Below are 12,779 nucleotides of genomic sequence, written 5' to 3' on the forward strand. Positions count from 1 at the left end.
CTGATAAAGGGTATATCAGCCCGAGTCTGACATCGTACTACGACGCTCAAGGAGTAGATTTACAAACGCCACTCAGAGCTAATATGAAAGAAGATAGACCCAAACCTGTGGTAAGACGGCTAATGAAAGCCCGCCGTATCGTTGAAACAGTCATTGGTCAGTTATCAGAACGATTTAATATACAAAAGGTACGAGCAAGAGATTTATGGCATTTGTCTCATCGATTGATTCGTAAGATTCTGTCGCATAATCTGTGCTTTGTACTCAATAAAAAACTTGGTAACCCGCCTCTTCAGTTTGATTTGCTTATTTCAAGTTGAGAGTGGGGTTTTATATTCATAATAACCGCCCCATTATGTTAAGGGTCAAGCACTCAATATTTTGTTATGAGCAGCCTATAAGACTGTCAACAAAGTCATGAGTGACTTTAACTCTATAGAACAGGTGACTTATGAGTACAACCATTCCCTTATCATTTTTAGATCTGGCCCCCGTACCTGAGGGTAAAACCATTGCAGAAGGCATTGCCCAAACGGTTCAAACCGCGCAACAAGCAGAAAAATCTGGCTTAAACCGCTATTGGATGGCAGAGCATCACAACATGCCTGGTATTGCCAGTGCAGCCACGTCCGTATTGTTGTCACACATTGGCAGCCAAACCCAGCGTATTCGTATTGGATCAGGCGGCATTATGCTGCCCAACCATGCCCCGCTCATGATTGCCGAGCAATTTGGCACTTTGCAAGCGCTCTATGGTGACCGTATTGACTTGGGTTTGGGCCGTGCACCTGGTACTGATGGGGCGACGTTTCAGGCGTTACGCCGTCAGATGCAGGATGCTGATCGTTTTCCTCAAGATGTGCAAGAGTTGATGTATTTTTTGGGTGATAATACTGATAACAGTCAAGTACAGGCATTTCCAGGTGCAAAATCAAACGTGCCAGTTTGGATATTAGGATCATCCACGTTTGGCGCATCGCTAGCCGCTCACCTAGGACTGCCCTATGTGTTTGCCTCACACTTTGCACCGCAAATGCTGACGCAAGCGCTTGCAACGTACCGTGAACAGTTCAAACCATCGGCTTATTTAGAAAAGCCTTACGTAATGCTCGCGGCAAATTTATTACTGGCTGATGATGATGCCACCGCGCAATACCACTTTACCTCAGCGCAGCAAAGCTTTGTACGTTTGCGCCGCGGTGAAACAGGTCAAATACCAAAGCCTACTCACGATATGGACAGTGTCTGGAGTCAAGCAGAAAAGACAATGGTAGACAATGCGTTGTCGGTATCATTTATTGATTCTGTCGAAACCGTTAAACCAAAACTTGCTGCCTTTGTTGCCACGCACCAGCCCGACGAGCTGATTGTCACTGCCAATATTCATAACCAAGCCGCACGCCTACGTTCACTTGAACTTACAACTGAACTAAATTTGTTTACTTTACAATGATATAGGACGTTTGCATAATTATTGATACACCCTAATAAGAAGAAAACTATGGACGCTTCTACTTTTATTGGTTCATCAATATTTTTGTACATTGTCGCATTTATCGCAGTCATGTGTATCGGCGGTTATTTGACCTACCGTACCAGTCCAAAGCATAAACAACGCCGTGAAGACAAGCGTAACAATCGTCAGTAGCTTAATACTTAAGCATCAAGCTTAGGTATCGAAATCAGGTATCGGCTAACGGCATTTTCTGTTTCAGAAAAAACCTCTTTATCGTTATATGACAAAGAGGTTTTTTTAGTTGGAGCGTATCCTCAGTCTGAACATTAAATATTAAACGGACTAAACAAACACCAAACCATCTTCAGTTTGATGAGCTTTAATATCCACCTGATAAACAGCACTCAGCTGTTCACTAGTCATCACCTCATTAGGTGTCCCTTGTGCCACAATATGACCTTCATCTAACAATACTACTTCGTCCATATAACGATGAGCATGCGTAAGATCGTGCAGCACAACAAGGATACTTCTGCACTGATATCGAACCAAATCAGACAAATACTGGAACAAAAAACGCTGATGACGAATATCCAAATGATTGGTCGGTTCATCAAACATCATAATTTGAGTGTCTTGCATCAGCGCACGCACGATAGCCAAACGCTGTTTTTCGCCACCTGATAGCGTCTGTACACGAGCACCAATCAGTGAGGTCAGCTCAAAATCATGAAGTAAATTATGCGCACGGCTAATATGTTTACCATTTGGATGTTGATACCATGCCAGATTGGGTGACACGCCAAGCAAGGCATAATCCAGAACCGTTAATGGCAACTCAAATCGTTCGTGTTGTCCAACCCAAGCGATATGGCCGCGCCTGAGTATCTCAGCGATGGGCTGATCTTGAACCATGATTTGACCGGCTGTCTTAAGACCGACACCCGTATGCTGATCTAGTATCGAATGCAGCAGCGTGCTTTTCCCAGCACCATTTGGGCCAATAAAAGCAACCAGTTTTTGGCTAGGCAATGCTAGCGCGTCAATACTCAATAGTATTTTATCACCATGAGTGATGTGAATATTTTTCATGGACAATAACTGGCTAGTGTTATTGTGCAAGCTATCTTCTGTGTTTATAGACGACTCTTTTGCCGTCAAGGAAAAAGGTAAATTAAACATATGTCTCACTCATATCAACGACGGCTACTACGGACAAACAACCAAATAAAGAATGGACCACCAAGCAGCGCCAGCACAATACCAACAGGCACATCTACTGGATAAGCGATGTGGCGAGCCATACCATCAATAACAAGCAAGAGCATCGCGCCTAGCCACCCTGACCAAATCATCAGACGCATGCGCCCACCACCGAACAAGATAGCAAGTAAGTTCGGTACCATCATTCCAATAAAACCAATCACACCCGCCAAAGACACCGCCGCCCCTGTTAGCAATGCAGACGCGACAACCACCATACAACGTACCACTCCTACTTTAATACCTAAAGACTTTGCCGCCATCTCACCAAGCATTAGACCATCCAGCTGCCGTCCTAATGGTAATAAAATCACTAAACCAAGCACCATAGATATAATAGAATATCGGAGCGGCACAAACCCTGCCTCCGCCATACTGCCAGATAACCAATTGGTCGCACTGCGCAAGACCATATCATCAGACATAAATAAAATAAGACTCACGATCGCAGCACAAAATGCACTGATGACAAAGCCTAAAATCAGCAATCCCATTTGACCACCACCCAAAAACCGATGACAAGCCAAAATAAATAAACACACCAACACACTACCGGTAAATGCAGCAAGCGGTATACCGATACCACCAAACCCTAATGCCAATACTAGAACAACACCAAGCGCAGCACCACCTGACGTTCCGATTAAACTGGGATCCGCTAAAGGGTTTTCAAATAAGGCTTGTAGTGCAGCCCCACTAACAGACAACGCCATACCAACCAATAATGCAGTCGCCACCCGTGGATAACGCAGCTGCCAGATAGTCTCATCGAGATGAGCAGGATTTGACCATTCGCCAAAACCAATACCGAGTCCCAACCAAATAAGCAGCAATGATGCTAAGGCCGCAAAGATGTAATAGACGCTATATTTATGTTTACGGGCTTGAGCAGGCGCTGCCGCGGTAATCGTATTTGCCATATGACGTGTCGTTATATCAAATATAAGAGGTTAAATGCTAAAGATTACGCTGTTAGTCAGAGAACTACTAAACCGTTACGGCGTTACCCTTCCTAAATGTAATGTCTGTACGATCTATAGTCGGCTGCCTTGTAGCCATTTTAAAATTCTTTGACTATAGTCAAAAACGTCAATTATTTTGCGACTGAATTGAGTTTTTTAAGCACTTTCGGTGAGTTTAAACCGTAACGTAAAAACTCATCTGCTGGCCAAAAGTATACCCCACCCTTTTTACCTGCAGCACTGGCCGCAATTTCCGGACGTTGGCTAAACTTCTCGACGCCACCGACCACGGCTTTGTTATGATCAGCGATGATAATGACATCAGGTTTAGCAGCGAGCCAACCTTCGCGTGACAATGGTTTAAGCCCTGAAACGTTGGCAGCGTTGATACCACCAGCGCGACGTATGAGCTCATCACCAACGGTGCCCTTTCCAGCGACAATACGGCCATCGTAGCTGAGCAAGTAACGCTTACCCGTTTTGGCCATCGGTGTCATGCCTTTGTTCCAGCTATTAGCAAGTGTGTTGCCTTGAGTTTTTTTGCCAACGTAATTACCAATGGTCTTAATACTACTGATAAAAGTAGCTACATCTTCTTTAGGAGCGACATTGACGGCTTTGACATTTAAACCATTCAAACGCTGATAGACACTAGACGGTTGCACCATATAACTACCAAGCACCAAATCGGGCTTGACTGCCAGTACGGACTCAGCGGTGATATTGCGATGCATACCGACTGTTGGCACATTTTTTAAGGCAGGGTTGCTATTGGTTGCATTTTTACCAACCAACTTATTGGTAGCACCAAGCGCAACGATGACATCGGCGACATCTGGACTCATAGCCACAATACGATCATAAGCTTGTGCGGACAATGATGGTATAGCAACAATACTTAAAACCATAGTGACGGCCATGATTCGTTTTGAGTCATATTTTTTATGGCTTAGTACTTTATCGCTTAGCACGTTATTAGGTAATAAAGATGTAGAAAAGAAAGACATCGGGGACAGCATAAATGTTCCTTGTTTTAGCATTCAGCAATAGCAAATCGCAACCACACTTTAAGCAATGACAATATTAATCATGCATGTGACTCATTACTGTAAATAGTTTAGGCAAACTGCTCAGCCGATGCAGAGACGATAGCGGCTGTATGGTTGTCTGATGCAACACGGCTATCTTCTGCATATTCTGTAGCGATATCTGCTGCAATGGTTTGCCACGCCTCAAGCTCAGGCGTTCCCTCGATACGCTGACCAAACACACTAAATACGCTCGTCCCATAACGATCAAAACCTTCAATGCAAGTCACGATGCCATCTTTGGTCGGACGTTTGACGCACCAGGCTTGCGCCAAACCTTTGTCTTTTAAATGTAAGGTAAAATTAGTCTCATTTTTATCAAGAATATTGAACCAATCGCCTATGCGCTTAAGGGTATGTACTTGTCCAGTTTGAATCTGCACGATGCCGCTATTACCCACAAAGATCATAATAGAACATTGAGCGTCTCGTGCCTGCTCAAAAGTAGCAGCAACAGCATCGATATTTAGCGACTGTGTCATTCCCGCAGGTGCTTGACGATAACTACTGGCACGATCAATATCTAGCTTTTGTAATAAGCCATGAAACTGATGCACATCGGTCATTCCAAGCCAACCTTGTTGTAACTCTTGACATTTATCATTGCTCAACGCCTTATACTGCCAACCCTTAAGGGCGGTCGGTGCCGTTAAAGTAAGCTCATCAGTACTGACCGTCCCAAACTGCTGTGCAATCATATCTTGCCAGCGCGCGATATTATCCTCAGTCAATTCACGTAAATACACCTTATCAATTGCTGCACCCTGCTCATCATAAAACTGAATACTATAAGACAGCTTATCTGGGTTGCTGGTGTCAGTAACGGCAAGCATATGCTGCCAACGCCACATAAAAAAGCGCAAATCCAAACCACCAACATTGAGCGCCAAACCCATCTTTTCACCAAGCTTTAAATTATGATATTGCGCGGTTTTTTCGTGCACAGCCAATCCATTTCTGACGATACTCTCTACTTGACCGAAGCTCTCAAACTGCTTCAAAACCTCTTTGTATTGAACACCAATATATTGGCTAAAAGGTGACGCTAACATCAACTCAAACTCACTGACACCTAACGCTTTCGAGCCTTCAGTCGGAAACAGCATCGGAACTTGTGTTTTTTTATTTTGATATTGTTGCCAAAGCTCGGTATTTTTTTGGGTTAATGATAGTGATCGACTCATAGTAATATCCATAAAATAATCAGTAATGACACAACGAATAATTTCGTGTCTATCTATTTAAGAAGGAATGTGCGGGTTTGATCATAGAAGTGCCTGGTTGTGAATATTCAACACATTCCAATAGGGCTTGTCATTAAAAAAGACAATAAAAAAGCGATGAATTCTGATGGTAAATGATGTTTGCCTTTTTTCATATTGACACAGAATAAGGAACATTATGACCATCTTCACTTAAAATGTAAATGATAATAATTATTATTTACATATTGATAATCATTCTTATTAGTAATAATATACCCCTGTTCTGTTGCTAAAGTTAGTTCATTACGTAACCTGCCGTCAGTTTATGTTCTGCCATTTTTTAGCTCACATCTTAGCTAAAAATATTTTTGACGACACATTCTTTCTATCTTTTACTCTTATTGTGGTGGTTTTACTCATGTCTATATTCACATCCAAATCACTTATCACGCGAAAAACAGTACCAAACCTAGTGTCAAATTATGCAAACGCAGCGATACGTCAACCACTACTTAGTCGTCACCCCTTGGCCATTGGTATCGCATTAGCCCTATCAGTATTGACACCACTATCAGCACAAGCGGCATCATTAGAAACAAAGGCATCACTCAGTAACACCAATAATGACACCAATAATGACATAAGCAACGACACGACTGACGATCAAGGGATGCCAAGCGCCCAACTCGATCCTATTGTGGTGACCGCTACCCGCTCAGATCGTACGCTCAGTGATGCCCCTGTACGAGTACAGATATTGAATAGGCAAAAACTAGATGACAACCATGCACACACATTAAAAGATGCCTTAGCGCTTCTGCCCAATGTTTATCTTAGCGAAGTGCACGGCAAAACTGGCTATCAAGTTAGTATGCAAGGATTTACTGGTGACCAGGTATTGGTGCTCATTGATGGCTTACCCATTACTGCCAGTACTAACTCAACCGTCAATCTAAACCAATATATGAACGTGGATATCGAACAGATTGAAGTCGTACAAGGGGCGGCCTCTGCTCAGTTTGGTAGTGCGGCGATGGGCGGTGTTATTAATATTATTACCAAACCTATCAGCGAGACAAAAGGACATATCACCACAGAAATCGCCAGTAATGGTAAACAAAACCCATCTGGCAATAATTTCGATGCAAATAAGCGCTATGTAGAAGCCAGTATCGAAGGGGCATTGGATGAAGGTAATCGTATACATGCCAGACTATCTGGTTCTTATTTAGACGATGCAGGCTTAAGCTTAGATCCAGATGCATGGGCGCAGCTAAAAGATGCCAGTGAGCAGTCACAGGTTAGCGCACGCTTAAGCTATACCCCTGATGGTCAATCAGACAAAGCAATTGATAGTAAAACAGTTAATAGCGAGGAAAATACTCGTTTAATCAGCAACTCACAATACTGGGTAGAGGCAAGTCAATATAAAGAAGACGACACTAGCCTCTTTGATTACTATTCCAAAGGCAATTATCTAGATTATCAAACCAATGAAGATATCACCAGACAGCGGTTTAGCATTGGTGCCCGTGCGGATATTGCCCCGCATAGTAACGACCGTAGCAAAACCTATAAGCTATCAGGGCAAGCATTGTATGAAGACTATCAAAGTGATTCGGAGTCTAAAAATGGGCAAACGGTTACCACAGATCGTGATACCAATATCACCACTACCCTTGCACAAGCTCAGCTTGATTTTCCTGCATTAGTACTGTCTGATGATCATACTCACCTGTTACAAATAGGTGGACAATTACAAAAAGACGAGTTAACCCAGACCAACAACCAAGTCAGTGAGCTGACTGAAGACGATGTCAGCCGTGATGTGGGTGAAATGTACCTACAAGATGACTGGCTCATTGGTGATAATTGGGAGATTCTGAGTGGCATCCGCTATCAAGATGACGAGGATTTTGGTGATCACGTCGCACCAAAAGTAGCAGTCAAATACAACTATCTAGATGCCAGTGGTCGTGAGCATAGTTTCCGCAGTAGCATCGGTGGTGGTTACCGTGTACCTAACCTAAAAGAACGCTATTATATTTTTGACCACAGTAATTATGGCTATAAAGTAACGGGCAATAGCGAACTAGAGCCTGAGACTTCAACCAGTTATCAAGTTGGCTATCAAAGTCAATTAAGTGATACCCTCAACCTCAGTATTAATGGTTTTTATAACGACATCAAAGACTTGATTCAGGTTGATGACGCAGTCATTGTGAACGGTATTGCTGTTTATAAATACATGAATGTTGAGAGTGCAGAAACTTACGGCGGTGACATCGGACTAAACTGGTGGATTGATGATAATGCTAAGCTCCAAGCAAACTATGCTTACATTCACACTCATAACAATACAACTGACAGTGAGCTCACCTATCAGCCAAATCATAAGGCAATGCTGGCACTTGATTATCAGATTAACGATCAGGTACAGCTCATTCCTCGTCTCAATTACGAATCAGAGCAGCTTATTGATACCAGTGAGCAATCTTACTCGCCATCATGGTGGACATTTGATACGAAGATTAATTATGACGCCACTGCAAACTTAAGCCTTTATGCTGCCATTAATAACATTTTCGATGTTCAGCGCGACGCGTTCGATGATAACGACTATAGTCCTCTTGATAACCGTGAATGGCTAGTGGGTGCCAGCTATCATTGGTAATAAAAATTAGCGACTATCCTGACCATCAGACAGCACCTTCTTATATAAGAAAAAATCCAGTATCACTATTGCGATACTGGATTTTTTAATGATACTTGATCATCAAACCAGAACGTGTTGAACATTCGAAAAATTAGAATAACAAGGCTACTCTTACTTTGAGTACTTGGTATAAAAGTCGATATCAACTCTTACATCCACCCTAGTCCACGTAATATGGCTGCCCCAACGGCCATGCCAAACATACCAACCACGGTGGTAAATGCTAAAATATTGGCTGCTAAGATCGCATTACCACCCATGGCTTTGGCCATGACATAACTGGCAGCCGCAGCAGGTGACGCCACCATCAAAAACAGCACACCCATATGCACGCCTGATAAACCAAATGCCAAGCCCACACCAATGGCAACCAATGGTGCAATGATAATTCGGCCAATACTCGCCTGCATCGATAACCCTGAAGGATGTAACATAGATTTCATATCAATACTGGCACCTGCACAAATAAGGGCAAGCGGTAGTGCAACAGCGGCCAATAAATCACCCGTGGTATGAATCACACCAGTGAGTGGTGGTAATGGCAGGGCTTTATAAATAAAGGCACTGACCAGCGCTAAAATAAGGGGATTGGTCAGTAGCTTTTTACCTATCATGACGCTGCGGCTGTGCCAAGTATCATTCACACTCTTAGACACACGGCTCAGTGTAATCACCGCTAAGATATTAAATAGGATTGTCACCACACCCATATAAACCGCACCGATACTCAAGCCGCTCTCACCATAAGCGTTGGCCACGGTGGCTAGACCTATAATGGCCATGTTACTACGATATACGCCTTGCACAAAGACACCTTGGTCAGCAGGTTTGCTAACAAAGCACTTGGCGTAAATCTCTGCACCAATAAATAGAATAAAGGTGACTAAAATGCCGGCAATAATTAAGGTGATTTGCTTGGCATAATCAACATCACTATCAACCAGACTAAAAAACAGCAAACAAGGCAAACAGTAGTTAAAAACGAAGCTTGAAGCTTGATCGACAAAGACCTTACTCGCCTGCCCCTTTCTTTGCATAAAAAAGCCCAACCACATTAAGGCAAGGTTGGGTAAAACGATGGTAATGGCAAATACAATGGCATCAAGCATAAATAGGCTCAGTTCGGTAGTATGCCCACCATAGTATGGACATCAGCGAGATAAATTAGCAAATAGTAAGACGTTTTTCTGACTTAGTATAGAGAGAATGCAGCAAGTAAGACAAGGTTACAGACTGCTTTCTTTTAATGAAGATTCTATTTTGAATAAATAAAGCCCATAACAAAAAATTGCTATGGGCTTTTAGACACTATTTATATAGCATGAAACTGCTATGACTCTAATGCTGCCTTCGCTTTTTTGTGCTTTTTGACTGTCATGGCTAGCAGCTGAATGGCGGCAGGTGTCACACCACTCACTCGTCCGGCTTGGGCTAAAGTCGAAGGACGAACTTGCGTGAGCTTTTGCACAATCTCATTTGATAAGCCAGAGACTGCACTATAATCAAAGTCCATCGGTAGCGCGGTATTTTCTAAACGCTTCATCTGATCAATATCTTCTTGCTGACGATCAATGTAGCCTGCGTATTTGACAGAAATCTCAATCTGCTCGCCTACTTGCGTATCGACCTGCGAATCAGTGATGGCAGCGATATCAGCAAAATGTATTTGCGGACGCTTGAGCAAATCATAAGCAGTCGCTTCTTTTGATAACACTTCACCCGTTTGCTCAGCAACCTGTTTGCCTAGCGCGTTGCCAGGGGTTGCCCACATGTCTTTTAGACGTGACGTTTCTGAAGCGATGGCTTCCATTTTTTCTTGATACGCCTGCCAGCGCACATCATCTACCAAGCCCAGTTTACGCCCAGTCTCAGTCAAGCGTTGATCGGCATTGTCTTCACGTAACAATAGGCGATATTCGGCACGGCTGGTAAACATACGATACGGCTCAGTCGTACCATGAGTAATCAAATCATCCACCAATACGCCTAGATACGCTTCATCACGGCGCGGTGTCCACACATCAAACTCGCTGTTATCTTGGGTTTCTAGAGCGGCGTTTGTACCTGCTAACAAACCTTGCACGCCCGCTTCTTCATAGCCAGTCGTACCGTTGATTTGACCAGCAAAATACAAACCATCGATAGACTTGGTTTCAAGCGTTGGTTTTAAGTTTTGTGGATCAAAATAATCATATTCAATCGCATAGCCCGGACGAGTAATGTGCGCGTTCTCTAACCCTTTCATACTATGAATAAACTCTAATTGCACATCAAATGGTAAGCTGGTCGAAATACCATTTGGATATAGCTCATGCGTGGTCAGACCTTCTGGCTCGATAAATATCTGATGGCTGTCTTTGTCTGCAAAACGATGAATCTTGTCTTCAATCGATGGACAATAACGTGGACCCACGCCTTCGATTTTGCCAGAGAACATCGGCGAGCGATCTAGGTTCTCACGGATAATGTCATGGGTGCGCGCATTGGTATGCGTGACATAGCAATTGACCTGCTCTGGATGCATAGACACATCACCCATATAGCTCATCACTGGTAGTGGCGTATCACCTGGCTGAACCGTCATCACACTGAAGTCAACGCTACGTGCATCTATACGAGCTGGCGTACCTGTCTTTAGACGCCCTACTGGTAGTTTTAGCTCACGCAAACGATCGGCCAACTTAATAGAAGGTTGGTCACCTGCTCGCCCACCTTTGGAATTCTCTAGACCAATATGGATAACGCCACCCAAAAACGTTCCTGAAGTTAATACCACAGTTTGGGTTTTAAAAATGATACCCGTTGAAGTGACAACCGCTGTAGCACGACCGTTTTCGACCAAAATATCATCGGCCGCTTGCTGAAACAAATCAAGGTTTGGCTGGTTCTCTAACGTATGACGAATAGCGGCTTTATATAAAATACGATCTGCTTGCGCACGTGTGGCACGAACAGCAGCGCCTTTACGGCTATTCAATACACGAAACTGGATACCTGCTTTGTCTGTCGCCAGCGCCATCGCCCCACCTAACGCATCTATCTCACGCACCAAATGCGACTTACCAATACCACCAATCGCAGGATTACAGCTCATCTGCCCAAGCGTCTCGATATTATGGGTCAATAACAAGGTCTGCGCACCCATACGCGCAGCTGCCAGTGCAGCTTCTGTGCCAGCATGACCACCACCGATCACTATCACGTCGTAATGTTTTGGGTATTGCATATATGCCTCACTTGACTCATAACGTCACTATTGGCCAAAAACCATTACCACCAAAAAATCATGGTTAAATAATAGGATAATCAGCAAATAAACGTCAGTCGGGTTTAGAAAAGTTAACGACTTGAATAAGCCGTTAATTATTGATTAGATAACCCATCATTATAACAATTTTTTTCAACTTAAAAAACGTCACAGCAAAAACTATTAAAATTCAGTTATAAAATAATGCTCAGTTGCAAAGCCTATCTATCCATAAAGCCTGGCTATCAACATGGGTCTTACTTACCAGGGCTAAGTGGTACGACTTGATCTGACTGACCACTAGCAAGCATATGCTGACTGCCATAGCCTTCTGGATTGATTTGCAGGTACGCATTCATTTGACCAATCGCATCACCATCATCACTGGCTAAAATTTGCGCTTTAATCAACTCAACTGGCGGCAATGGCAAGTTTTTTAGTAATGCGAGACGCTGCTGGTTATCACCTTTGCCCACGACCAGCTCTATAAGCTGACGGGCGTCAATCGGTAAGTCAGGCGTGTTCTGAGCCAACAAGGCCAAATGATAAGCACCTGCAGCATCTTGATCTGCGACAATACGTTGCTCAATAGCAATATAAGTTGCTTCTGTCGCACCACCCGCCACACTAAGCTGATGAATGCATTTCAACGCTGAATATGGCTCATTAGCCGCTATCTCAATAATGCGTGTGGATTCGTTGGTTAAGCGTTCGCGACGTTTTTCGATTTCTGCTTGCTCGGCAGCTTCTGCCTCAATGGCTTGTTGCTCTATTGATTGACTACTCATAACACTCTCTTATTATTCGTATTTTTATGATGTTCAACACACCTTGTTCTTAAG

Annotated in this window: 11 protein-coding genes; 4 read left to right on the top strand and 7 right to left on the bottom strand. The window is 43.4% G+C overall.

The window, feature by feature from the left end; all coding sequences use genetic code 11:
• The 3 genes from EI164_RS03360 to EI164_RS03370 all read left to right on the top strand — a co-directional run.
• Positions 1 to 320 (top strand): transposase (locus EI164_RS03360; RefSeq protein WP_318779513.1); only part of this gene is annotated, 320 nt, incomplete at its 5' end.
• A gap of 131 nt (positions 321 to 451) precedes the next feature.
• Positions 452 to 1,453, top strand: coding sequence for an LLM class flavin-dependent oxidoreductase (locus EI164_RS03365; RefSeq protein WP_192518590.1), 1,002 nt, complete (start codon positions 452 to 454; stop codon positions 1,451 to 1,453).
• 48 nt (positions 1,454 to 1,501) lie between these two features.
• Complete coding sequence (locus EI164_RS03370; RefSeq protein ID WP_192518591.1) at positions 1,502 to 1,648, top strand: hypothetical protein; 147 nt, start codon at positions 1,502 to 1,504, stop codon at positions 1,646 to 1,648.
• Between the two features lie 150 nt (positions 1,649 to 1,798).
• On the opposite strand, the gene EI164_RS03375 is transcribed toward EI164_RS03370, so the two are convergent.
• From EI164_RS03375 to EI164_RS03390, 4 genes are all read right to left on the bottom strand, one after another.
• The gene (locus EI164_RS03375; protein WP_192518592.1) at positions 1,799 to 2,638 is read right to left on the bottom strand and encodes an ABC transporter ATP-binding protein; all 840 of its coding nucleotides are present in this window, start codon (positions 2,636 to 2,638) and stop codon (positions 1,799 to 1,801) included.
• Positions 2,639 to 2,652: 14 nt separating this feature from the next.
• Positions 2,653 to 3,639: a FecCD family ABC transporter permease gene (locus EI164_RS03380; protein ID WP_192518593.1), complete on the bottom strand. Its 987-nt coding sequence runs from the start codon at positions 3,637 to 3,639 to the stop codon at positions 2,653 to 2,655.
• Positions 3,640 to 3,812: 173 nt separating this feature from the next.
• Positions 3,813 to 4,700 carry a heme/hemin ABC transporter substrate-binding protein gene (locus EI164_RS03385; protein WP_225739087.1) on the bottom strand — a complete coding sequence of 296 codons (888 nt, stop codon included), beginning with the start codon at positions 4,698 to 4,700 and terminating at the stop codon, positions 3,813 to 3,815.
• A gap of 98 nt (positions 4,701 to 4,798) precedes the next feature.
• A complete protein-coding gene (locus tag EI164_RS03390; RefSeq protein ID WP_192518594.1) occupies positions 4,799 to 5,953 on the bottom strand; it encodes a ChuX/HutX family heme-like substrate-binding protein in 1,155 nt (384 codons plus the stop codon).
• Between the two features lie 439 nt (positions 5,954 to 6,392).
• Here EI164_RS03390 and EI164_RS03395 point away from each other — a divergent pair, with 439 nt between their 5' ends.
• The gene (locus EI164_RS03395) at positions 6,393 to 8,648 is read left to right on the top strand and encodes a TonB-dependent receptor plug domain-containing protein (protein WP_192518595.1); all 2,256 of its coding nucleotides are present in this window, start codon (positions 6,393 to 6,395) and stop codon (positions 8,646 to 8,648) included.
• A gap of 191 nt (positions 8,649 to 8,839) precedes the next feature.
• Here EI164_RS03395 and EI164_RS03400 read toward each other — a convergent pair whose 3' ends face one another.
• The 3 genes from EI164_RS03400 to EI164_RS03410 all read right to left on the bottom strand — a co-directional run bounded on the left by EI164_RS03400 (position 8,840) and on the right by EI164_RS03410 (position 12,725).
• Positions 8,840 to 9,799, bottom strand: coding sequence for an AEC family transporter (locus tag EI164_RS03400; RefSeq protein ID WP_192518596.1), 960 nt, complete (start codon positions 9,797 to 9,799; stop codon positions 8,840 to 8,842).
• A 221-nt stretch (positions 9,800 to 10,020) separates the two neighbouring features.
• A complete protein-coding gene (mnmG, locus tag EI164_RS03405; RefSeq protein WP_192518597.1) occupies positions 10,021 to 11,916 on the bottom strand; it encodes a tRNA uridine-5-carboxymethylaminomethyl(34) synthesis enzyme MnmG in 1,896 nt (631 codons plus the stop codon).
• Between the two features lie 278 nt (positions 11,917 to 12,194).
• A complete protein-coding gene (locus EI164_RS03410; RefSeq protein ID WP_192518598.1) occupies positions 12,195 to 12,725 on the bottom strand; it encodes a hypothetical protein in 531 nt (176 codons plus the stop codon).
• Positions 12,726 to 12,779: the final 54 nt, after the last annotated feature.

The sequence above is a fragment of the Psychrobacter sp. FME13 genome (assembly GCF_014861395.1).
Classification (GTDB): Bacteria; Pseudomonadota; Gammaproteobacteria; order Pseudomonadales; family Moraxellaceae; genus Psychrobacter.